The sequence below is a fragment of the Flavobacterium sp. 38 genome (assembly GCF_057799715.1).
The window spans coordinates 186,939-210,857 of the sequence record NZ_JBYNWZ010000002.1 but is presented as its reverse complement, the minus strand read 5'-3'; the positions used below and the strand labels follow the sequence as shown (position 1 = coordinate 210,857).

The window sequence follows — 23,919 nt, the reverse complement described above, 5'->3', positions numbered from 1 at the left end:
CCTTAGAACCTTAGAATAAAAAAATGAAAACAATATTAAATAAATTAATCAACCACGAAGTCCTTACCAAAGAAGAGGCAAAAAACGTATTGATTAATATTTCAAGCGGTCAGTACAATCCGAGTCAGATTTCGGCATTTTTGACTGTTTTTATGATGCGAAGCATTACAATTGAAGAACTTTCGGGTTTTCGCGAAGCTTTATTAGACCTTTGCATCCGAGTAGATTTATCAGCTTACAACACGATCGATTTGTGTGGAACGGGCGGTGACGGAAAAGATACTTTCAACATTTCGACTCTGGCTTCTTTTGTTTCTGCTGGAGCAGGAATTAAAGTGGCAAAACACGGAAATTACGGCGTTTCTTCTATTTCTGGATCGAGCAACGTAATGGAAAAAATGGGAATTAAATTTAGCAACGATCCTTCATTTTTAGAAAAATGTATGGACAAAGCAGGAATCTGTGTTTTGCACGCTCCCCTATTTCACCCCGCAATGAAAAATGTTGGGCCAATTAGAAAAGAGTTGGCGGTAAAAACCTTCTTTAATATGTTGGGCCCAATGGTAAATCCGGCATTCCCGCAAAATCAATTGGTTGGAGTTTTCAATTTAGAACTAGCGAGAATGTATGCTTATTTATATCAAAATACCGATGTAAATTTTACCATCCTGCATTCGCTTGACGGATATGATGAAATTTCATTAACAGGTCCGACCAAAACAATTTCAAATCATATGGAAGGAATGCTAAACCCAGAAGATTTTGGTGTTCGTCTTTTATCTCAAACTGAAATTGAAGGCGGAAAAACGATTGAAGAATCGGCTGAAATTTTCACGAATATCATTTCAGGAAAAGGAAGCGAAGCGCAGAATAATGTGGTTTGTGCCAATGCTGCAATGGCGATTTCAACCGTTACAAAATGTTCTCCGCAAGAAGGATTTGAATTAGCAAAAGAAAGTTTATTGTCTGGAAAAGGATTAAAGGCATTACAAACGTTACAAGAATTGAGTAAATAAAATTAAACACAAATTTCACGAATTATCACGAATAAACTTTGCGTCTTTGTGACTTTGTGGCAAAACAACAACAATGAACATTTTAGATAAAATAATAATAGACAAAAAACGAGAAGTGATTCTGAAGAAATCGATTATTCCGGTTTCACAGTTGGAGACTTCTGTCTTTTTTGGAAAACAAACCATTTCTCTTAGTCAGAAATTAAGAGAAAGCAACTCTGGAATTATTGCGGAACACAAGCGTCGTTCTCCTTCCAAGTCAATTATCAATAATAATTTTACAGTTGAAGAAGTCGTAAAAGGTTACGAAAATGCTGGCGCGTGCGGAATCTCGGTTTTAACCGACGGAAAATATTTCGGCGGATCTTTGGACGATTTACTTTTAGCAAGAGCGAGTGTAAATATTCCGCTTTTGCGAAAAGAATTTATTGTAGACGAATATCAGATTCTGGAAGCAAAAGCCCATGGAGCCGATTTGATTTTGTTAATCGCAGCGGTTTTGACGAGAGAAGAAATTAAATCTTTATCTGAATTTGCTAAGAAATTAGGTTTAGAGGTTTTATTGGAAGTTCATAATCAGGAAGAATTAGAAAAATCGATTATGCCAACTTTAGATATGATTGGCGTAAACAACAGAAATTTAAAAACTTTCGAGGTTAGTTTAGATTTCAGTAAAGAATTGGCATCGCAGATTCCAAACGAATTTGTAAAAGTTTCAGAAAGCGGAATTTCATCTGTAGAAGCCATTCAAGAACTGAAACCTTATGGATACAAAGGATTTTTAATTGGAGAAAACTTCATGAAAACCGACAACGCAGGAGAAGCTGCAACTAAATTTATAAATCAGCTTAAGTAAAAAAATAGCCACGAATTCACGAATTAATTAAAAGAGATTCGTGAATTCGTGGCGGAAAAATTAACACAAATCTTAGCGCGCTTTGCGTTAAAAAACACACAACAATGAAACTTAAAATATGCGGCATGAAAAATCCAGAAAACATCCTTGAGGTAGGCGCACTCCTACCCGATTATATGGGATTTATTTTCTGGGAAAAATCCGCTAGATATTGCAATGGGAATGTTCCCGAACTGATCAAAACCATCAAAAAAGTAGGTGTTTTTGTCAATCAGAGTTTGGAAGAAATTCTGGAAAAAGTAGAAAAATACAATTTACAAGCTGTTCAGTTACACGGAGAAGAATCAGTTGAATTTTGTGCAACTTTAAAAGAAAAACTTCCAAAGAAAATTGAAATCATTAAAGTTTTTTCTGCAGATGAAAATTTTGATTTTGAAGTTATTAAACCTTTTGAAAATGTCTGCGATTATTTTCTGTTTGACACGAAAGGAAAACTTCCAGGCGGAAATGGAACCACTTTCGACTGGAGCATATTAAAAAAATACAATTCGAAAAAACCTTTCTTTTTGAGCGGCGGAATCGGAATGAATGAATTAAAAGCCATTGAAGAAATTTCAAAAACAAAATTGCCTATTTACGCTATTGATGTAAACAGTAAATTTGAAATCGAACCAGGGCTGAAAAATAGAAATCTATTAAGCAATTTCAAACGCAAATTTGATGTTGCCAACTTTTAAAATTTAAAAAAATGAGTTTTAACGTTAACGAAAAAGGATATTACGGAGAATTTGGAGGAGCTTTCATTCCAGAAATGCTATACCCAAACGTAGAAGAATTACGCCAGAAATATCTAAGCATAATGGACGAACCTGATTTTAAAGCAGAGTTCAATCAATTACTGAAAGATTACGTTGGGCGCCCTAGTCCGCTGTATTTTGCGAAACGCTTATCTGAAAAATACAATACCAAAGTTTACTTGAAAAGAGAAGACTTGAACCATACCGGAGCGCACAAAGTCAACAATACTATCGGACAGATTTTATTAGCAAAACGCCTTGGTAAAAAAAGAATTATTGCAGAAACAGGTGCTGGACAGCATGGCGTAGCAACTGCAACAGTTTGTGCTTTAATGGGAATTGAGTGTATTGTATACATGGGTGAAATCGACATTGCGCGTCAGGCACCAAACGTAGCACGTATGAAAATGTTAGGCGCAGAAGTTCGTCCTGCACTTTCGGGTTCAAAAACTTTGAAAGATGCCACAAACGAAGCCATTCGCGACTGGATTAATAATCCTGTTGATACGCATTATATTATCGGATCTGCAATTGGACCACATCCTTATCCAGATATGGTTACGCGTTTTCAAAGCATTATTTCAGAAGAAATAAAATGGCAATTAAAAGAAAAAGAAGGGCGTGAAAATCCTGATTATGTAGTAGCTTGTATTGGCGGAGGAAGTAACGCTGCGGGAACTTATTATCACTTTTTGCACGAACCAGAAGTTGGAATTATTGCGGTTGAAGCAGCAGGAAAAGGTGTTGACTCAGGACACAGCGCCGCGACTAGTAAATTAGGAAAAGTAGGCGTTATTCATGGATGCAAAACCCTTTTAATGCAGACTACAGACGGACAAATTACAGAACCGTATTCTATTTCTGCGGGATTAGATTATCCAGGAGTTGGACCTTTACATGCACATTTGGCGCAAACTGGACGCGGCGAATTTTTCTCTGTTACCGATGATGATGCGATGAATGCTGGTCTGCAGTTAACTAAATTAGAAGGAATTATTCCAGCTATAGAAAGTGCACATGCATTTGCGGTTTTAGATCAGAAAAAGTTCAAGCCGACAGATGTTGTCGTAATAAGTCTTTCTGGTCGTGGCGACAAAGATTTAGATAATTACATTGAGTATTTTAAATTGTAATAAAAGTTATACTTTTGGTGTTAGCGCTTCGGCGATCTGAGATTTACTCTAAATGCTAAAAATTAACGGGAAATATAATTATTATGGAACTATTATTCTCATACGGAACATTAAGATCGAAACAAATTCAAATGCAGATTTTCAATAAAGTTTTAAACGGAAGTCCAGACGAGATTCTGGGTTTTAAACTTAAAAGTTTACAAATTGAAGAAGAATTTGGAATGGCAGATTATGTTGTTGCAGTACCAAGTGAAAGTTTGGAAGACATTATACATGGAGTTGTTTTTGAAGTAACAAGTTCTGAAATGTTAAAAGTCGACCAATTTGAATCTAATTCGTACAAAAGAGTTCAAGTAAAACTAAAATCAGGAAAAACAGCTTGGGTTTACACCGAAAATAAATAATAGAAAATATGATTTTAGCGGCGGCGCAAACCAAACCAAAACGCGGAGATATCTCTTCTAATTTATTGAATCATTATCAACTTATTGAATTGGCAGTTGAAAATGGGGCTAATTTAATTGCATTTCCAGAGTTATCTATTACAGGTTATGAAAGAGAAAATGCTGAAAAATTGGTTTTTACAGAAGACGATTATAGGATTGACCATTTAAAAGAATTGGCGACTAGAAATAATATTGTTATCATAGCTGGAGCACCAATTAAGATAGATTCGAAAATGTTTATTGGCGAATTTATTATAGCTCCAGATGATTCGGTTTCTATATATACAAAACAGTTTTTACATGAGGGAGAAGATGAATTTTTCGAATCTTCTTTTGATTATAATCCGATGATTGAGATCGAAAACCAGAAGATTTCTCTAGCTATTTGTGCCGATATTGATAATCCGCTACATCCTGAAAATGCGTGTAAGAGAGATACCGATATTTATATTGCGAGTATTTTCTTTTCGCCAAACGGAATTCCGAATGCGTACAGAGATTTACAAAGCTATGCCGAAAAACATAAAATGAATGTTTTGATGTCCAATTTCAGCGGTGAATCGTGGGGATCGCCTTCTGCAGGTCAAAGCGCTTTTTGGAATAACAAAGGTGAATTAGTTGCCCAAATGAATGATTCTGATTCTGGATTATTGATTGTTGAAAAACAAGGCAATGATTGGGAAAGCCGAATCGTAAAATTTTAAGATTGTTTCACGCTCCCGATAGCTATCGGGATGGCAGATCATTGCAGATTAAAATTAAAAAAATCTGTGAGAATCAGCTTAAATCTTTTTAATCCCGATAGCTATCGCGAGCATGAAATAAAATTTATCGATAAGAAAAACATAAACATATCTACAAGGTTTTGAAACCTTGCAGGAGTAAAAAATATAGTAAAATGAACAGAATAACTCAAAAATTACAAGAAGATAAAAAGATACTTTCTATTTATTTTTCTGCCGGATATCCGAATATAAATGATACGGTGCAGATTATTCAAGACTTAGAAAAAAATGGAGTTGATTTAATCGAAATTGGTCTTCCATTTAGTGATCCTTTGGCAGATGGACCTACAATTCAGGCGAGTTCTACGCAGGCTCTCCATAACGGAATGACAACTCAAATTCTTTTCGATCAGCTGAAAAACATTCGCGAAAGCGTAAAAATTCCGTTGATTATTATGGGATATTTTAATCCGATGTTGCAATACGGAGTGGAAGCTTTCTGCCAGAAATGTGCCGAAATCGGAATTGACGGTTTAATTATTCCAGATCTTCCTGTTGATGTTTATGCAAATGAATACAAAGCGATTTTTGAAAAATATGGTTTAATTAATGTGTTTTTGATTACGCCACAAACTTCAGAAGAACGTATTCGTTTTATTGACAGCGTTTCAAATGGATTTATTTATATGGTAAGTTCTGCAAGCGTTACGGGTTCTCAATCTGGATTTGGCGATACTCAAGAAACGTATTTTGAAAGAATTGCCGATATGAATTTGAAAAACCCACAAATAGTAGGTTTCGGAATTTCTAACCGAGAGACTTTTAATCAGGCTACAAAATATGCTAAAGGCGCTATTATTGGAAGTGCTTTTATTAAACATCTAAGCGAAAGCGGAAGTGGGAAAATTGAGGAATTTGTTGGAGGGATACGATAGATTAAATTCTGGATGAAATATTTTAAGAATATCATCATTATAGCAACTGTATTTTTAAATATGAGTTGTGACCGTAGATGGAAGATCTCAGAATTATTTATTCAAAAAATTGAAAATTCCTCGAAAGTTATTTATAAATATGATGCTTGGGGAGGACGTGATTCATATATTTTTGGTTATATCATTTTAGATTCAACACAAGTATTTGACATCGATCACGTAGAATCATTACCTTTTCAATATTTTGAAACCATTCCCACAAAACGAAATATTTCTGGTGTTGTCTGTGAAGAACTTGATGATCAAATAGCTCCTAACAAAATCTTTATACCTTTAAAAATTAGGGATAGTGAAGAAAAAGGGATTAAAGTTAAAACTAAGGTTTTTCAAAATGAAGGTTTTACATTTAGAAATCAAGGTTATAAAAGATATGAATTTGAAACATTTAAAGAATCTCGCGATAGTATCTTCTTTTATAATTTAAATGACGTTGAGAGTTTAGAACCTGAACATTTAGATATTTTAAAATTCAAAAAAACAAATATTTTCATCAGAACAAAAAGCTCAAATATTGTTTCAAAAATATCAATTGAAGATTTAAAATTATCGCAAAAAAATGAAATTATTTCTAATGTCCGATATGATCTAACACCAAAAAACAAAACTAATATTCAATCATTTTCTAATATTGGCATTTTTAAACAAGTTAAGTTACCAAAGAATTAAATAGAAAACAATTAGCCTGAAAGACTTGCTTTTTCAGGCTTTTTATTTGTCTTAAAAAGAAATATAAAACCAAAAATATGGAAACCGTTTTATGTTAATATTATGTTAAAATAAAATTAAACAAGTGTTTAAATTAAACAAGTGTTTAATTTTGCATCCGATTAGAAACAATACCATGTCCAACATCGAATTAAACGACAAAAAAATTCAGATTCTTGAAGTCGCAGAAAAGCTGTTTTCTGAAAAAGGATTTGAAGGTACATCGATACGAGATATCTCCAAAGAGGCAAAAATCAACATTGCCATGGTCTCGTATTATTTTGGTTCAAAGGAAAGGCTTTTGGAAGCTCTAATTCTTTACAAAACCGTTGATTTAAAATTACAACTCGAAAATTTATTGCAGGAAGATCTTGAACCTCTTGAAAAAGTCAATAAATTAATCGAAATTTACATTAGTAGAATTTGCCTTAACAAAGGGATTTACAGGGTTTTACATTTTGAACTTAACGCAAAAAAAAGAGAAAAAAGCTTAAATGCTTTTACAGAACTTAAAAAAGGAAATTTAAAATCTGTTGAAAGCATTATCAAACAAGGGCAAGCTCAAGGAGTTATTAGAAAAGATATTAATATCCAACTTATAACGCCAACCATTATTGGAACCTTTTTTCACTTTCACATGAATCGCTCTTTCTTCGAAGAATTACTGGATTTAAAAACAGAAGAAATGTTTAACAATTACATTAAAAACGATCTCACAAAGCACATTCAACAAACTATAAAAGCGCTACTTGTTTATGAAAATTAGTCAATTAATGCTCTTTGGAGTTTTCTTTATCGGAATATCTTCAATTGAAGCACAAGAAAAAACAAGTTTAACCTTAAGCGAAGCCGTGCAGATGGCTTGGGAAAAGAGTAACGAAGTTACGCTTGCCAATACTAAGGTAAACACAAAAATGTACGAATTAAAAACCGTAAAAAACAATCAGTACCCAGATCTTAAAATTTCTGGCCAATATCAGCGCCTTACAAAAGCTTCTATTGATATGCCAAATCAAGGAGAAAGCGCTTCTTTAGCATCTCCAGACCGTGCAATGTTGGGAATGGCAAATTTAAGTCTTCCTATTTTTGCTGGATTTAAAATTCAAAGTAGCATAGATGCCTATGAAGGAATGTACGAAGCAGAAACTGCTAATGCTGAAAAAACTAAAGAAGATGTAGCTTTAAAAGCAATCACTTATTACACAGCACTATACAAAGCTCAAAAAACATTAGATGTTTTAAACGAAAATCAAAAAAGTGCGAAACAGCGTGTTACCGATTTTACAGAGTTGGAGAAAAACGGAATTATTCCGAGAAATGATTTATTAAAAGCGCAATTATTAGTTTCTAAAACGCAATTATCTATCGATGAAGCTAATAATAATATTAATAACATCAATTACTACCTAACTACTTTGCTTAAATTAGATCCTAATGTAAAAATTGAGGTAAACGAGCAAGATTTCTTTAATCTGAAAACAAGCAACACCATAACATCTGATGCTGTTGCACTTGAGAGCAGAAAAGATTTAGAAGCAATAAGATTGCAAAGCAAAGCTTCTGAAGCTAATGTAAAAATTGCAAAAGCAGGATATTATCCAGCAATCTCATTACTTGGTGGTTATACAGCGTTGGATCTGAAAGATATCATAACTGTAAAATATGCTATGAATTTTGGCATCGGATTATCTTATGATTTATCAGGAATTCTAAAAAACAATGTGCATGTTAAAGAAGCAGAAAGCAGAGCTTTGGAAGTAAAAAACACAGAAGCAATTATGACGGATCGTATTAAAGTTGAAGTTCAGAAATCTATTGAAGATTATGACTTAGCTATTAATCAAAGTGTTGTTTATGATGAAGCGCTTCAGCAAGCGGCAGAAAATTACAGATTAGTAAAAGATAAGTTTGACAATGGTTTATCTGACACCAACGATTTGGTAGAAGCTGACGTAGAACATTTAAATGCCAAAATTCAAACTGCTTTATCTAAAGCCACTATTATTCAAAAATATTACGAATTACTTTCAGTATCAGGACAATTATCACAATCATTCAATCTTTCTAAAATATAATCGATAGCTCTCATGGAAAAGAAAAAGACAAATAAAAAATTCATCATCATACTAACCGTTTTGGTTTTAGTGGGCGGAACTTACGGAATATCTAAATACTTACACGCTCAAGCACACGAAGAAACTGATGATGCTCAGATCGAAAAAAGAATGAATCCGATTATCCCGAGAGTATCAGGATACATCAGCAAAGTATATGTGAAAGATAATGATTATGTAAAAAAAGGTGATACTTTGTTTACAATTGATAAGAGAGATTACCAATTAAAGATTGATGAAGCTAATGCGGCTTTATTAGGAGCTGAAGGGCAATTTGAAGCTGCAAAAGCAGATATCGGAAGTGCTTATGCAAGTATTTCTGTTTCAGATGCTCAAATGAGATCTGCAAGCGGTTCTATCGAAAGTGCAAGAATTAGATTGAGACAGCTTACAAACGATTATAACCGTTACAACAACTTGTACAAAACGCATACAATTACAAAACAGCAATATGAGCAAGCTTTGACAGCAAAAGAAGAAGCTGAAAATCAAGTTCGCGTTTTAGAACAACAGCAAAAAGCTACTTCTTACCAAAAATCGGTTATCCAGTCAAAATCTAAAGTTTCTGACAAACAAACAGAAGTTGCTGCAGCAAACATTAAAAAAGCAAAAACAATGCTTGATGTTGCACACTTAAACCTTTCTTACACTGTAGTTACAGCTGCAATTGACGGTCAGGTTTCTAAAGTTGATATTCAGCCAGGACAATTAGTTCAGCCAGGACAATCTTTATTCTACATCATCAATAACAATGAAGCTTGGGTTGTAGCTAACTTCAAAGAAACACAATTAAACAAAATGGTTGTGGGACAAAAAGTAAGCTTAAAAGTTGATGCTTATCCAAACTATGAGTTTAAAGGAACTGTATCTTCTTTTTCTCCTGCAACAGGATCTCGTTTTTCATTATTACCTCCTGACAATGCAACAGGAAACTTCGTAAAAACAATTCAGAGATTACCAGTAAAAATCACCATCGATCAATCAAACGATCCTGAAAAAGTAAAACTTTTAAGACCAGGGATGAATGTTGATGTAGATGTACATTTGAAATAATATAAATGGCTACAGCAGTACAAGATGACGATTTAGTAGAATACGGTTTCAGACGTGTTATCATTACGATTACCGCAGTACTTTGTGCATTGCTGGAAATTGTTGATACGACGATTGTAAACGTAGCGCTAACAGACATGCGCGGAAGTCTTGGTGCTACCTTGACCGATGTGGCATGGGTAATTACAGCATACGCTATTGCGAATGTTATTGTAATTCCGATGACGAGCTGGCTATCACAGCAATTTGGACGACGTAATTATTTTGTGGCTTCGATCATAGTATTTACGGTCTGTTCCTTCTTGTGTGGTAATGCCACAAATATATGGGAACTTGTCGCTTTTCGATTCGTACAAGGTATGGGCGGTGGAGCGCTTCTAGTAACAGCCCAAACTATTATTACAGAAAGTTACCCCGTAGCAAAACGTGGAATGGCACAGGCGATTTACGGAATGGGTGTAATTGTAGGTCCAACACTTGGTCCGCCATTAGGAGGATATCTGGTTGATAATTATTCTTGGCCTTATATTTTCTATATCAATATTCCGTTGGGAATTATTGCTACTATTTTGGCTCTAACATTTGTGAAAAGTCCAAAATACGGTGAGAAATTAAAAGCCAATCAGGTTGACTGGTGGGGAATTATATTGTTGACCGCTTTTATCGGATCCTTACAATTCGTATTGGAGCACGGACAGCAAGACGACTGGTTTAATGATTCTACAATTGTAGCGTTAAGTGTTGTAACCGTTTTGGGATTGGTTCTTTTTATTTGGCGAGAACTTACGTATGATTATCCAATTGTAAACTTGAGTGTTTTAAAAGATGGAAACTTAAGAATTGGAACCATAATGTGTTTTATTCTTGGTTTCGGATTATATGGATCAACTTTAATTATCCCGATTTATACGCAGTCTATTTTAGGATGGACCGCAACAGACGCAGGTTTATTATTAATTCCGGGATCTATTACAACGGCGATCATGATGCCATTTGTTGGTAATATGATCCAAAAAGGAGTTCCGCAGGGATATATGGTTGGAGTTGGATTTTTAGTTTTCTTCTTCTTTACCTTTATGATGTACAGCCGTATGACACCTGATACTGGAGTGGAACATATGTATTGGCCTCTAATCTTAAGAGGAGTTGGTTTAGGATTGCTTTTCGTACCTATTACAACGCTTTCTCTTTCTACTTTGAAAGGAAAACAAATTGGTGAAGGAGCTGCATTTACAGGAATGATGCGTCAGTTAGGCGGATCGTTTGGTATTGCGATCATTACCACTTTCATTACACGTTTCAGCCAGTCACACCGAGTAGATTTAATTAATAATTTAGATCCTGCCAAGTTTGAGGTACAGCAGCGTATTGCAGGAATGCAGCACGCCTTCATGGCAAAGGGTTATAGTGCAGATGTCGCTTTGAAAAAAGCATATCAAGCTATAGAAGGCTCTATAATGAAGCAAAGTACTGTAATGGCTTATATGGATATTTTCCTTTATCTGGGAATTATGTTTTTATGTTGCATACCGATTATTCTCTTTATTAAAAAAGGGAAGAACAAAATTAGTGCAGCCGACGCAATGCATTAATAATAATAATTTTATAATACGCAAAAACGCCGAATTCAATTTAGAATTCGGCGTTTATTTTTTTTGTTTCAATTTGATCTGCTAAATCTGCAGGGATTAAAATCCCTGCCTACAATATGTTTCGAGTCTACGACTCTATAAAAGCCTTTGTCGCTTTGTCACTTTGCCCCTTTGAACCTAGACAACGTTTCTAACGAGTAAAAACCAAATGATTCCCTTTAGAAAGATTCGCATCAAACTGATATCCTTCGTAATTAAAACCTTTTAAATCATCAATAGTTTCTGCATTGGTATCGATTATATAACGAACCATCATACCTCTCGCCTTTTTAGCAAAAAAACTGATCATTTTTAGTTTTCCATCTTTGTAGTCTTTAAAATCTGGAGTAATTACAGGAACTTTTAAAGCCTTTACGTCAACAGCTGAAAAGTATTCGTTACTGGCTAAATTCACAAATAACTCGTCTTTTTTCAATTCTTTGTTTAAAGCCTTTGTTACTGTCGGTTTCCAAAACTCGTGCAGATTTTTAGATTCGCCAACTGGCATTTTGGTTCCCATTTCTAAACGGTACGCCTGCATTAAATCAAGCGGTTTCAAAAGTCCGTAAAGTCCAGATAAGATTCTTAGTTTATCTTGCAAAGCATCTAATTTTTCTAATGGAATTGAGTAAGCATCTAAGCCTGTGTAAACATCTCCATCAAAAGTATAAACTGCTGGACGCGCATTTTCAGGTGTGAAAGGTGTTTTCCATTCCTGATTTCTTTTCCAATTTAAATCGGCAAGTTTGTCTGAAATAGACATTAACTCTGATAATTCAGACGGCTTTTTTGTTTTTACTACTTTATGAACGATTCTTGCTTCTTTTAGAAAAGCTGGTTCTGTATGTTGTTTTGTAGGTAATTCTTTTTCGAAATTTAATGACTTCGCTGGCGATATAACAATTTTCATTTGTGCATTTTTAAAGTGATTCAAAAATACAAATTGAATTTCTAAAAATGGAGATAATATAATTGATTTGTTTTATGGACATATAGTTTTTTTTCGCCACGAATTCACGAATTTCACTAATTTTCTTTTGCCACTCCCGATAGTTATCGAGATAAAAGATTTTCACAGATTAATATTGCTGGAGTTTCTAAAAGACAAGCATAAAACAGAATCCGAAGGATTCAAATATTTATAGAATTGTTATATTGACAGAGGCGTGCGACCCCGAAGGGGTCGAATCAAAAGTGCCAAATTATTTTTCTATAAACATTTGAATCCTTCGGATTCCAATTCTCTAGAAGTGCATTTTTTTTGCCACAAATTACACTGGTTTACTTTTGTCACAGAATAAAGGATTTTCAAATATTATAATCATTTTTAATCTTTTAATCTGTGGCAAAAATTTACATGGTTAGGAAAAAAAATTAGCGGAAATTCGTGAAATTCGTGGCAAACTTTTTTCAACATTTCTATTTCAATAAAAATTGATGCCTCAAACTAAGAATTTCTTCAAAAAAGTCGTCGATAGATTGTATTAGGCATTTTCTATGTTGTAAATTTGCAGTCGTTCATTCTCTTCAAGAATAAACATATTTAAAATTAGTGAATTCGTGGCTGTACAAACAAACTATAAATCTGCTTTACAAAACAAAATCTTCGATATCATTTCGAAAGCATCTAAGGAATTAAACGTTGACTCTTATGTGATAGGAGGATTTGTCCGTGATTTGCTTTTAAACAGAGGTTCTAAAAAAGACATCGACGTGGTGGCTGTTGGAAGCGGAATCGAACTGGCGCTTAAGGTTTCTGATTTACTTCCGAACAAACCAAAAGTCCAGGTTTTTAAAACTTACGGAACTGCAATGCTTCGTTTTGAAGATACGGATATTGAATTTGTTGGTGCAAGAAAAGAATCTTACACCCGCGACAGCCGAAATCCGATTGTGGAAAACGGAACTTTGCAAGACGATCAGAACCGTCGTGATTTTACAATCAATGCATTTGCTCTTTCGTTAAACGAAAATAATTTTGGAGAACTGCTAGATCCTTTTAACGGTCTGCAAGATTTAGAAAATAAAACAATCAAAACACCTTTGGATCCAGACATTACGTATTCTGATGATCCTTTGCGCATGCTTCGTGCGATTCGTTTTGCTACACAGCTGAATTTTGAAATTGAAGAAAATTCATTGAATGCAATTACAAAAAATGCAGATCGTATCAAGATTATTTCTGGCGAAAGAATTGTCGATGAATTGAACAAAATTCTTTTGACAGATAAACCTTCGACTGGATTTTTACTTTTATACAAAACGGGGCTTCTGGATATCATTTTACCTGAATTGACAGCGTTGAATCAGGTGGAAGAAATTGAAGGCCATACCCATAAAAACAATTTTTACCATACGCTAGAAGTAGTGGATAATATTTGTCCAAATACTGACGATGTTTGGCTTCGCTGGTCAGCTTTATTGCATGATATTGGAAAAGCGCCAACAAAACGTTTCAATAAAAAACAAGGATGGACTTTTCACGGTCATGAATTCTTGGGCGGAAAAATGGCTAAAAAAATATTCGAACGCTTACACATGCCTTTGAACCATAAAATGAAATTCGTTCAGAAAATGGTTATCATGAGTTCTCGCCCGATTGTTTTGGCACAGGATATTGTGACAGATAGTGCGGTTCGCCGTTTGGTTTTTGATGCTGGCGAAGATGTAGAAAACTTAATGACTTTGTGTGAAGCCGATATCACAACCAAAAATCCAGCAAAATTTAAAAAGTATCACAAAAATTTCGAGCTTGTCCGCAAGAAAATCGTTGAAGTCGAAGAACGCGATCATGTTCGTAATTTTCAACCGCCAATTACGGGAGAAGAAATTATGGAAATGTTTGACTTAAAACCTTCACGCGAAATCGGAATTTTAAAAGAAGCTGTAAAAGAAGCTATTTTAGAAGGAGATATTCCAAACGAATATCAAGCAGCTTATGATTTTGTGATTAAAAGAGCTGAAAAGTTAAATCTTACACTTAAGAAGTAATGGATCTAGTAAGCTATTTAATTTTTATTTTATTTTTTGCACTCATATCATTATCTTATTTTCTTTTTTTCAAAGAATTAAGAAGAAGGCAAGAACAAATAAAAAGCAAATACAAGTGGATCGTTATATTTTATTGTATAGCTATAAATATCACAGTTGTTTTACTATACTTTAGTTTCGAACTTTACATTTTAACAGACACTTTAAAATTCAAGTTAAATAATAATTTTATTGAAAGAATACTTAAAACATTAGTAATATTTGCTTTGAATGGTATTTCAAACTTCTTTATACTGAAATTTTATTTAAAAAGAATTTCTCAACAAAAAACTGAAATCGAATTAATCGGAAAAGAATGAAAACACAGAATAAATCAGTAATCATTTGGTTACTATCAGGTTGCGTATTATTATTTTTAATGGTTGTTGTTGGCGGAATCACCCGTTTAACCAATTCAGGTTTATCAATGACCGACTGGCATTTGGTAACCGACACCTTCCCTCCTCTAACAGATGCTAAATGGCAAGCTGCTTTTGACGAATACAAAAAGTTTCCAGAATATCAGAAAATCAATATTCATAACGATTTTCAATTGGCAGATTATAAATTCATTTATTTCTGGGAATGGTTTCACCGTTTTATCGGTCGTATTATTGGTTTGGTTTTCTTTGTACCGTTTGTTTACTTTTTAGCTAAAAAGAAATTAGATACCGATACAATCAAAAAATGTATTGTACTTCTGGCAATGGGAGGTTTTCAAGGATTCTTGGGCTGGTTTATGGTAAGAAGTGGTTTAATTGATAATCCAGATGTGAGCCATTTTAGACTTTCATTACACTTAACTTTTGCCTTTATTACTTTTGCTTATACGCTTTGGGTGGCGCTAGACTTAATCTATCCAGAAAGAAATATCAACAAGATTTTGCCTTTAAGAAATATTGCCCGTTATGCTTTAGTGGCTTTACTAATCCAGATTATTTACGGCGGATTTGTAGCGGGGTTAAATGCAGGATTAATTCACAATCATTGGCCTTTAATGAGCGATGGCGAATTTATTCACGAATCGGTTTTTATTGAGCAATCGACTTTAGTGAAGAATTTAATCGAAGGAAAAAGCGGTGTTCAGTTTGTGCACAGAACTTTCGCTTATGTAGTGGTTGCCATTATTCTTTTTCTTTTCTTCAAAAGCAAAAAATATACGCTTACGCACACTCAAGCAAACGGAATCAAAACTTTAGTCGTTTTTGTTTTCATTCAGTTTTTATTGGGCGTTTTTACTTTATTATACAGTGTGCCATTGGCTTTAGGATTAATTCACCAAATAATGGCATTTTTCCTTTTGAGTGCTATGACGTATACATTGCACAGATTGAGCAAATAATCTTGAAATATTTAAACAGAAAAACAGCCGATAATAATCGGCTGTTTTTTTTTATCTGTTTTTATATGAATTGAGCCGATGGCTCTCTTTTGATTTTGATACCCTTCGCCCCCGGATTAAAATCCGGGGCTACAATATTGGTCGAACCGATGGTTCTTTTTCAACTGAATAATTTAATCTAAAAAGAAATTCCGTAGGAATGGCAAAAATATTGTAGCAACGGATTTTAATCCGTTGAAATCATAATGCACATTTTGCATCTTACATTTTACATTTCACATTAAAAAAACCTATCCCAACCAAGATTTAAAATCCTGAACTTTTTCTCGGCTTACAATTACCTCATCTTCTTTGTAAGTTGGAAGAATCACTTTTAGACGAGAATTGGTATAAACCTGAATTTCTTTAATTGCTTTTAACGGAACAATAAATTTTCTGCTTACGCGAAAGAAATCCTTTTTGTCTAATTCCTGTTCTAAAATCTCTAAAGTCGAATCGATCAAATAATCGCGATTGTCGTAGGTATGAATATAAGTTCCTTTGTTTTCGCTAAAAAAACATTCGATTTCTTCTGTGGTAATTACTTTTAGGTGCTGACCGATTTTAACGGTAAATCTTTTTTTATACGTCTTCTCAAAAGGGTTAGAAAGCATCTGACGAATCTGTTCAAAATCCAGATGTAAGTTTGAAGTCTCTGTTGTGGCTTTTGGAAGACGCGATTTGAATTTTGCTACGGCCGTTTCCAGATCATCTTCGTCAATTGGTTTTAAAAGATAATCTATACTGTTAAGTTTGAAGGCTTTTAAAGCATACTCATCATAAGCCGTTGTAAAAATGATAGCGCTTTTAATGTCTATTTTTTCAAAAATTTCGAATGACAAACCATCTGAGAGCTGAATATCCAGAAAAATCAAATCGGGATGCGGATTATTGGAGAACCATTCTACCGATTCTTCAACAGAATGAAGCATTGTTTCTACGGTTACGTCTAATTTTTCAAGCTTTCTTTGCAGCAGTCTTGCCGCTGGTTTTTCGTCTTCTATAATTAATGTGATCATTTACTCGATTGTAAAATTTAGAAAAAATAGTATTTCAAAGTTACTCCCATTTATTTTTATTTGCGGCGTCTTTCTCCATATATTTTTGAATTTTTCTCTTTTCCCAGTCTTGACCGAAAAACAGATCAGAACCAAAAACAGACAATCCGTGAGCCGCTAAACCAATTCCCCAGAAAAATGCAGTCGAATAAGTATGCCATTCAGATAATCCGCTAAAATCAATTCCTCTAGTAAAACTAGATCGGGTTAAACTGGATATAATGATGATAATATTTATGATAATGTAAATTTTCACATGAGAATAAAACCCTTTAAGTTTCTTTACTCTTTTATAAGCTGCATTATAACTTTCGTCATTAGTATACTCTTCTCCAAAATGCTGACTCGTATAATCTTCGTATCTATTTCTTCTAAAACGTCCCATAACTATATTTTAAATTATTGCCACTTATTTTTATTCTGTTTTTCCTTTTCTTTTTCCATAAACTCCCTGATTTTTCTTTCTTCCCATTCTTTACCCATTCCTGGAAAAACTTCAAAAACTTTTAATCCGTGAAAAAGAACGCCAACTCCCCACCACAGCAATGGCCAGAAAAACCATAAATAACTTGGCGATGTGTATAAATTGATAAAAATTAAAATTGCATTTACTAATACGAAAGCCAGAAGATTTCCGTAAAATCCCTTAATGTTTTCAACCTTCTTTTTGGCTTGGATATATTTTTCCTCTTCGCTTAAATTCCTTTCCATAATTATTCCCATTTTTGTTTTTTATATTTTTTTTCTAGAATGCTTTTCATTTTACGCTTTTCCCATTCTTGCCCAAATATTTTAGTCGAAGCAAACAAATCTATTGCAGAACCTGCTACTACAGCCGACCAGATAATCATAACTACCCAATTTAAATATTTTATCGGAATGAAATTAACGGGAAGATTTGTGTATTCTTTTAAAAGAAAAAGAAGCATTACAATAGTGTAAATGAACAAATGTTTGTAAAAATACTTCAGCTGAATTACTTTCTTACTTGCCAATTCTTTTAGAATTGTTTCTTCCTGATCATTACTCAAATTTGTTTCCATGATTATTTTCAAGTCGTTTTTGGTTTTCTTTTTCTAAAATTTCCTGAATCTTTTTCTGCTCCCATTTTTTATTATAAAAAGGCGGATATTCAAAAGCTTTTAATCCATGCAATACTATCGCCATTCCCCATCCCATTACAGACCATACCCACCAAAGATATTCTGGAGAAGTCATATAATTTACAACAATTACAATGGGATTGCATAAAACGTACACGGTCAAATGCTCGTAAAATCCTCTTATTTCTTTTACTTTTTTCTGGGCATCATAATAACGCTCTGCTTCTGTGAAATCTTTTTCCATTATTTCCACGTTTTTTGTTTGTTGTCTTTTTCTAAAATCTCACGAATTTTTCTTTCTTCCCAATCTGAGCTGTAGCCAAAAACCTTAAAAGCATGCATGGCAACTCCAAACCCCCAGCCTAATGCAGAAAACCAAAACCATTGAAATTGTGGTGAAAATCTTAGATTGATAAAAATCAAAAACGGAATTACACAACAATATGAAATTACATTTCCATAAAATCCCTTTAACTCTTCTACTCTTTTTTTGGCTCTGTAATAAGCTTTTGCTTCGTCGGTATATTCTGCACTCATTTCCATAACCGTAATTTGTTTGGTTAAAATCGGAATCCTAACGGTGAAATTCTTTTCATCTTCCTGAACTTTCACTTTCCTGTCGGTTATAATTCCGTATCGGTTTACAATATTCTGCAGTCCGACACCTTGTCTGTCCTGCAAAACTTCTTTTTTCTGAAGATCGTTCTGAATCGCCAAGTAATCTCCATCAATAAAAATTCTAATATGAAGCGGTTTTTGCTCACTTACAACATTATGCTTTACGGTATTTTCTAGCAAAAGCTGTAAAGAAAGTGGCACCACTTTGGCTTCTGGATTGATGTTTTCTGTTGGCAATTCGTAGAACAAACTATTTTCGAAACGCATTTTCAACAGATTCATATACGTTTTTGCAAATGACAATTCATCTTCAACCGAAACCAATTCTTTATCTTTCTGTTCTAAAACATAGCGGTAAATTTTAGACAACGAAGTCGTAAAACGCTGTGCATTATCTGGATTTTCTTCTATTAAAGAACTAAGAACATTTAAACTATTAAAAAGAAAATGCGGATCGATCTGGTTTTTTAAACTTTCAAATTTGGCATTTGCCGTTCCTGCGATAATCTTTTGCTGCGTGACTTTGTTTTCCTGATAGAGTTTATAAAAATTAAGTCCATGAAAAAATAGCAGCACAATAAAGGTCATAACTGCAGATTCTATATAATTTTCTGCCTTTTCATTAGCCAGAAAACCTATGATGGTCTTATTCTCGATTATTACACTTGTAAACAAACGCAATACACCAATAATGATCATCGATATAAAAAATGAACTTACAAAACCTATTACAATTCTCTTTATGGAATAGGGATTTGCCTTGAAAACTTTATCTAAAAACTCAAAAAGAACAACGTTTACGATATACAAAACCACACTGTAAAGCATGCAGTACAAGAAATAAATAGAAAGATTCTTATTGAAAACTGCAGTTCCTAAAGAAGCAAATCGAATTAGAAAAGAAAATAAAAATACTATTCCTCCAACTAAACATGCTTTTAACAAATTGGGTTTTAATATCATGAGGCTTATAACGATTAAATTATTTACAAGTTTTTTGAATTTCTAACGCTCTTTCTAATCCCCATTTTGGAGAATAAGGCGTAGCTGGTTTAAAATTATTAAAAAGTTCGATAGATTTATCAACTTGCGCACATAAAGGTTTTGTGTCTACTCCCGTCCATTTTGCACCGCCCAACTGATAATCTGCTTCACCAAAAACTGCTCTCGGATTTGTTGGGTCTAATGCTTTTGCTTTCGCGTAAGCTTCCATTACTTTACCAGAATATTTCATTCCGTTTGTCATTGGGTCTGCCACAACATATCCTGTGTAAATTAAAGCTTGTAAAACATACAATTCTGAATTGCTTTGATCTTTAATCATTTCAACATCAACAGCATCTTGAGCTTTTGTCAATAGCAAGTCGATTTTTGTTTTATCTTTTTCAGTAAAAACAGCCAATGAATTTATTAAGCCTACATAATAATTTGGCAGGTAACTGTTTTTTTCGGCAGCCGCAATTCTTTCAAATAAAGCAGAAGCTTCAGTATTTTTTCCTTCTTTCCAAAGTCCGAAAGCTTTGTTCATTCCTTGTTCAAATTGTGTTTGAGCTGAACTTATTCCTACTATAAATAATGCGATTAAAGTGATGATTTTTTTCATTTTATAAGTAATTAAATGGTTGTTTTTATATGGATTAGTTATATGTTATTAGAATGTAATTTCAATTTTTGAATCTTTACTCACAGTAAATTTAGTATCATTATATGAAGGAGGTCCCATAAATCCTTTTGCATTGTTTGAAGCTGCATATTCTTCAGACGGAATTCCCATTGCGTTTCTATCCAATTTTCCGTTGCTATTTTCATCATGATAAGTTGAAATGGCATATACTCCCGCAGGAAGGTTATCAAAAGTTACAACGGCCTTATTGTCTTTAATTTCTGAAGCAAGACTTTTATAAATTGTTTTAAGAAATGTCCCTTCTGAATTGTACAATCCTACTTTAACGTTTCCTGTATCATTTTTCAAGCCTGAAACAGCAACAGTCAATTTCACATTCTGTGCAGACATTAAGCTGCAGATAAATAAAATAGTTATGGTGATAATTTTGGTCATGATTTGTTTTTTTTTAAGGTTCTAAGGTTCTGAGATGCTAAGGTTCTAAGGTTTCTTTTTGTTGATGATTAAAACTCTTTTTTGTAGGTTCAAAGGTCCAGAAGTTCATAGTTGCAAAGTTTTAATTTTCTGATTCTTTAAGATTCCAAAACTTTGAACCTTTGTCACTTTGTTTCTTTGTCCCTTTTAATTTACTCTTCAAAAGTATACTGGTTTTTAGTCTTTTAAAACTAAATGATACTGAGTTGTTGATTTTGGTTACTGAATTGTTTTTTTTTGAGTGACAAAGTTTCAAAGTAGCAAAGTGACAAAGTTTTTACCTGCTTTTTTAAAATCTTTGCCCCTCTGTCACTTTGCCCCTTTGCAACTTATTTACAAATTCTTCAACTGATTCTCATTCTTATTCTGACTAATCGTCCAGAAGAAACCTACGAAGAAGAATCTGTCTGCTGTAGGTACTACGGCTTGTCTTTGATATACTCCGCTTGGATCTGGATTTTTAGCATAATCGTATCCGAAAACGTTTTGCGTTCCTAAAACATTTGAAACGGAGAAATAAAGGATTTTTTGCGTTGTTAATAAATACGCCCAGTTAAAACTCAAACTATTGTACGATTTTGTTTTTCCGTTCATAAACTTCGTCTGATTTGGGTCGTTGTACGGACGGCCTGTGCTGAAACTATTTGTAAAACCTATCTGCGATTTCCAGTCTGTAATAAAATATTTGGTTACGACAGATAAATTATGATTGGCAATAAAACTTGGAGTTGCCATGTTTGGAAAATTCTTGTATTGTCTTTCTGAATCAATATAAGAGTATGAAATCCAATATTCTAAGTTTTTGTACAAATTGCTGTCTCTCCAAAAAATATCCAATCCTTTTGCGTAACCCGATCCGTTGTTATTAAAAACCGAATTGTATTGAATATCTCTCGTATCGTATTGCACCAAGTTGCTGTAATCTTTGTAATAAGCTTCTGCTCGAAGCGTTTGTCCTGGTCTTGTAAAAGTGTAATTTAGAATATAATGCTGTGCTTTTTCGCTTTCAAACTGATGGTGTTTTGAATATTTAATATAATCTACAACAGGCGTCTGAGAAAAATCTCCGTAAGCAAAAGAGAACTGGCTCGTTTTTGAAACTTTATATCCTAATGAAGCTCTTGGCGCAATATTGTTTTCGTTTAGCAAACTATTATTTGAAAATCTCAAACCAACTTTTAAAGCTAAGTTTTTAGAAAATGAAATATCTCCTTCTGTATAAGCCGCAAAAATGTTAGAATTATAACCATTTGTTACGTCAAGCGAAATATTGTCGGCTACATTTTCATTGTATTTTGTAATAAAATAATCTGTTCCGGCAGATAATCTAAAATAGTTTGAAAATTTCTTGCTTAACTTCAATTTCAACTGAGCCGCATTTTCTTGAGCGTCAATTCCGGTAATATCATATTTCAATTTGTTTTTGCTGTAACCGTAACTCACTCCAGAAGTTAACGTCCAACCTGTTCCGAAACTTCCTTTATAAGATGAATTCAAATAGAAGTTATTATTGTTCATATCTGTACGAATCGGGTTTTCGAAATTGATGTTTTTCTGATTTAAATCGAATTTTTCAGAATCGAATGAAGCATACAATTTAAAAACTCCATTTGTGAATTTATATCTGTAAACCGTTTCACCTCCAAGAGATTGATACGGATTATTCCAATCTACATTTTGTGGAATCACGGCCTGATATGGCGCTAGATTGATGTAAGCCATATTTACGCTCAAAGTGCTTTTTTTGAATTTCTGTGTATTTCCTAAACTCAAACCAACCGTCATTAATCCGATATCTGTTTTTTCGTGGTCTTCATCATCATTCGTATTCAAAAGCAAAACACTAGATAAAGCTTCTCCGTATTCTGCAGAATAACCGCCTGTAGAAAATGCGATACCGCTAAACAAGAAAGGAGAAAAACGGCTTCTAGTTGGCAAATTATTCGTTGTTGCTCCGTAAGGCTGTGCTACGCGAATTCCATCTACAAAAGTCTGCGTTTCGCTCGCCTCTCCTCCACGTACAAACAAACGTCCGTCTTCACCCACACTTTGCGTTCCTGGCAAAGTTTGCAACGCTGCTACAATATTTCCAGCAGAACCTGCTGTGGTTACAATATCTAAAGGTTTTAAAACCGAAACTCTTGCCTTGTCTCCAGATTCTAAAGTTCCAGCCGTGATTACAACTGCATCCAACGCGTTTACATTTTCTCTCAGTTTTACCGTTTGATCTTTATAATTGGCAACATCAATTTCTTGTTTGTAAGTTTCGAAAAGCAAAAAGCTAACCACTAAAAATTTGTTTCCTGTTTCTGTAGTTTCAAAAGAAAAATCTCCCGTTTCAGAACTCGTTGCTCCGTCGTAAGTTCCGTCAATATATATGTTTGCACCCGCAACTGGTTTTCCTTTTTGGTCAACCACTTTTCCTGAAATAGTGTTCTGAGCAAAAATTAATGCCGTAAAAAATAAAAAACTAAGGGTAAAAAATAATTTGGTTTTCATGTCATCTTTGGTTTTGATGAAGCAAATGTATTTTAACCATAATTGTTAAAAAATATATAATAACCCAATTGTAGAATTTCGAGGATGAGTTGTAAATGACTAATTTGTATCTTAGCTTGGAATTCCAAAATCATCATTTTATGTCAGAAAGTAAAAGAATCTCAAATTTATATCAATCCATCTATAACGGAAATCCTTGGCTAGAAGTTAATTTAGCCGATACCTTAAAAAATGTCACTGCAGAACAAGCCTACAAAAAAGCCAATCCGAATCTTAATACGATTTGGGAAATTGTGAATCATTTGATACAATGGAGAAGAAATATTCTAGAGCGCATGCAAGGCGAAGTGATTATTACGCCAGACCATAATTATTTTGTTCCTGTTCTGGATCCTTCAGAAGTAGCTTGGGAACAATCGCTTCAGACTTTAGCCAAATCTCAGGATTCTTGGACTGCTTTTTTTGAAAATTTTAATGATGAAGATTTAGCTAAAATCTACGTCAATAATGGTCATACGTATTACGAACACATTCACGGAATTATTCAGCATGATGTGTATCATTTAGGGCAGATTGTTATTTTGAAGAAACTGGTTTAATACATTTAAACACATAGAAACATAGATTTTTTATTTCTCAGAAAAGAATATTTAAAAATCTA

The 23,919-nt window shown here is 33.8% G+C and carries 25 protein-coding genes; 15 read left to right on the top strand and 10 right to left on the bottom strand.

The annotated features are described in order from the left end of the window. Positions 1-23: 23 nt before the first annotated feature. From trpD to AC3E9W_RS06075, 12 genes are all read left to right on the top strand, one after another. Positions 24-1,016 carry an anthranilate phosphoribosyltransferase gene (trpD, locus tag AC3E9W_RS06130; protein ID WP_488767523.1) on the top strand — a complete coding sequence of 331 codons (993 nt, stop codon included), beginning with the start codon at positions 24-26 and terminating at the stop codon, positions 1,014-1,016. 73 nt (positions 1,017-1,089) lie between these two features. Beyond that, entirely contained in the window at positions 1,090-1,872 is a 783-nt protein-coding gene (gene trpC / locus AC3E9W_RS06125; protein ID WP_488767521.1) for an indole-3-glycerol phosphate synthase TrpC, read from the top strand. Between the two features lie 104 nt (positions 1,873-1,976). Beyond that, positions 1,977-2,609, top strand: coding sequence for a phosphoribosylanthranilate isomerase (locus tag AC3E9W_RS06120; protein WP_488767520.1), 633 nt, complete (start codon positions 1,977-1,979; stop codon positions 2,607-2,609). A gap of 11 nt (positions 2,610-2,620) precedes the next feature. Then, a complete protein-coding gene (gene trpB, locus AC3E9W_RS06115) occupies positions 2,621-3,802 on the top strand; it encodes a tryptophan synthase subunit beta (RefSeq protein WP_488767519.1) in 1,182 nt (393 codons plus the stop codon). An 83-nt stretch (positions 3,803-3,885) separates the two neighbouring features. Beyond that, positions 3,886-4,206 carry a gamma-glutamylcyclotransferase family protein gene (locus AC3E9W_RS06110; RefSeq protein ID WP_488767517.1) on the top strand — a complete coding sequence of 107 codons (321 nt, stop codon included), beginning with the start codon at positions 3,886-3,888 and terminating at the stop codon, positions 4,204-4,206. An 8-nt stretch (positions 4,207-4,214) separates the two neighbouring features. Continuing rightward, the gene (locus tag AC3E9W_RS06105) at positions 4,215-4,952 is read left to right on the top strand and encodes a carbon-nitrogen hydrolase family protein (protein WP_488767515.1); all 738 of its coding nucleotides are present in this window, start codon (positions 4,215-4,217) and stop codon (positions 4,950-4,952) included. Positions 4,953-5,146: 194 nt separating this feature from the next. Then, on the top strand, positions 5,147-5,908 hold the full coding sequence (gene trpA, locus AC3E9W_RS06100; RefSeq protein WP_488767514.1) for a tryptophan synthase subunit alpha: 762 nt from the start codon (positions 5,147-5,149) through the stop codon (positions 5,906-5,908). A 12-nt stretch (positions 5,909-5,920) separates the two neighbouring features. Continuing rightward, positions 5,921-6,634, top strand: a complete 714-nt coding sequence (locus tag AC3E9W_RS06095) for a hypothetical protein (protein WP_488767512.1) — start codon at positions 5,921-5,923, stop codon at positions 6,632-6,634. 175 nt (positions 6,635-6,809) lie between these two features. Next, entirely contained in the window at positions 6,810-7,439 is a 630-nt protein-coding gene (locus tag AC3E9W_RS06090; protein WP_306156038.1) for a TetR/AcrR family transcriptional regulator, read from the top strand. Next, positions 7,429-8,748, top strand: a complete 1,320-nt coding sequence (locus AC3E9W_RS06085) for a TolC family protein (protein WP_306156039.1) — start codon at positions 7,429-7,431, stop codon at positions 8,746-8,748. The genes AC3E9W_RS06090 and AC3E9W_RS06085 overlap by 11 nt, the downstream gene beginning before the upstream one ends. 12 nt (positions 8,749-8,760) lie before the next feature. Continuing rightward, on the top strand, positions 8,761-9,840 hold the full coding sequence (locus AC3E9W_RS06080) for an HlyD family secretion protein (RefSeq protein ID WP_306156040.1): 1,080 nt from the start codon (positions 8,761-8,763) through the stop codon (positions 9,838-9,840). A gap of 5 nt (positions 9,841-9,845) precedes the next feature. Then, on the top strand, positions 9,846-11,432 hold the full coding sequence (locus AC3E9W_RS06075; protein ID WP_306156041.1) for an MDR family MFS transporter: 1,587 nt from the start codon (positions 9,846-9,848) through the stop codon (positions 11,430-11,432). A gap of 190 nt (positions 11,433-11,622) precedes the next feature. Here AC3E9W_RS06075 and yaaA read toward each other — a convergent pair whose 3' ends face one another. Then, positions 11,623-12,381, bottom strand: coding sequence for a peroxide stress protein YaaA (gene yaaA / locus AC3E9W_RS06070; protein ID WP_488767510.1), 759 nt, complete (start codon positions 12,379-12,381; stop codon positions 11,623-11,625). A 650-nt stretch (positions 12,382-13,031) separates the two neighbouring features. Between yaaA and AC3E9W_RS06065 the strand changes: the two genes are divergently transcribed. Both AC3E9W_RS06065 and AC3E9W_RS06060 read left to right on the top strand, forming a co-directional pair. Further along, entirely contained in the window at positions 13,032-14,462 is a 1,431-nt protein-coding gene (locus AC3E9W_RS06065; RefSeq protein WP_488767508.1) for a CCA tRNA nucleotidyltransferase, read from the top strand. Between the two features lie 355 nt (positions 14,463-14,817). Beyond that, on the top strand, positions 14,818-15,843 hold the full coding sequence (locus tag AC3E9W_RS06060; RefSeq protein WP_488767506.1) for a COX15/CtaA family protein: 1,026 nt from the start codon (positions 14,818-14,820) through the stop codon (positions 15,841-15,843). A 290-nt stretch (positions 15,844-16,133) separates the two neighbouring features. Here the strand turns inward: AC3E9W_RS06060 and AC3E9W_RS06055 are convergent, their stop codons facing one another. From AC3E9W_RS06055 to AC3E9W_RS06015, 9 genes are all read right to left on the bottom strand, one after another. Continuing rightward, a complete protein-coding gene (locus AC3E9W_RS06055; protein WP_306156045.1) occupies positions 16,134-16,901 on the bottom strand; it encodes a LytR/AlgR family response regulator transcription factor in 768 nt (255 codons plus the stop codon). Between the two features lie 40 nt (positions 16,902-16,941). Next, on the bottom strand, positions 16,942-17,325 hold the full coding sequence (locus AC3E9W_RS06050; protein ID WP_488767504.1) for a 2TM domain-containing protein: 384 nt from the start codon (positions 17,323-17,325) through the stop codon (positions 16,942-16,944). 14 nt (positions 17,326-17,339) lie between these two features. Beyond that, a complete protein-coding gene (locus AC3E9W_RS06045; RefSeq protein ID WP_306156047.1) occupies positions 17,340-17,651 on the bottom strand; it encodes a 2TM domain-containing protein in 312 nt (103 codons plus the stop codon). Positions 17,652-17,653: 2 nt separating this feature from the next. Next, positions 17,654-17,983, bottom strand: coding sequence for a 2TM domain-containing protein (locus tag AC3E9W_RS06040; protein ID WP_306156048.1), 330 nt, complete (start codon positions 17,981-17,983; stop codon positions 17,654-17,656). Next, on the bottom strand, positions 17,964-18,287 hold the full coding sequence (locus AC3E9W_RS06035) for a 2TM domain-containing protein (RefSeq protein WP_306156049.1): 324 nt from the start codon (positions 18,285-18,287) through the stop codon (positions 17,964-17,966). Before AC3E9W_RS06035 ends, AC3E9W_RS06040 begins: the two co-directional genes overlap by 20 nt. Then, a complete protein-coding gene (locus tag AC3E9W_RS06030; RefSeq protein WP_488767502.1) occupies positions 18,287-19,624 on the bottom strand; it encodes a 2TM domain-containing protein in 1,338 nt (445 codons plus the stop codon). The genes AC3E9W_RS06035 and AC3E9W_RS06030 overlap by 1 nt, the downstream gene beginning before the upstream one ends. Positions 19,625-19,643: 19 nt before the next feature. Continuing rightward, a complete protein-coding gene (locus AC3E9W_RS06025; protein ID WP_306156051.1) occupies positions 19,644-20,264 on the bottom strand; it encodes a hypothetical protein in 621 nt (206 codons plus the stop codon). Positions 20,265-20,312: 48 nt separating this feature from the next. Beyond that, a complete protein-coding gene (locus AC3E9W_RS06020; RefSeq protein WP_488767501.1) occupies positions 20,313-20,720 on the bottom strand; it encodes a DUF2141 domain-containing protein in 408 nt (135 codons plus the stop codon). A 372-nt stretch (positions 20,721-21,092) separates the two neighbouring features. Further along, positions 21,093-23,258 carry a TonB-dependent receptor gene (locus AC3E9W_RS06015; RefSeq protein ID WP_488767499.1) on the bottom strand — a complete coding sequence of 722 codons (2,166 nt, stop codon included), beginning with the start codon at positions 23,256-23,258 and terminating at the stop codon, positions 21,093-21,095. 140 nt (positions 23,259-23,398) lie between these two features. Here AC3E9W_RS06015 and AC3E9W_RS06010 point away from each other — a divergent pair, with 140 nt between their 5' ends. Beyond that, a complete protein-coding gene (locus AC3E9W_RS06010) occupies positions 23,399-23,857 on the top strand; it encodes a DinB family protein (protein ID WP_306156054.1) in 459 nt (152 codons plus the stop codon). Positions 23,858-23,919 lie beyond the last annotated feature (62 nt).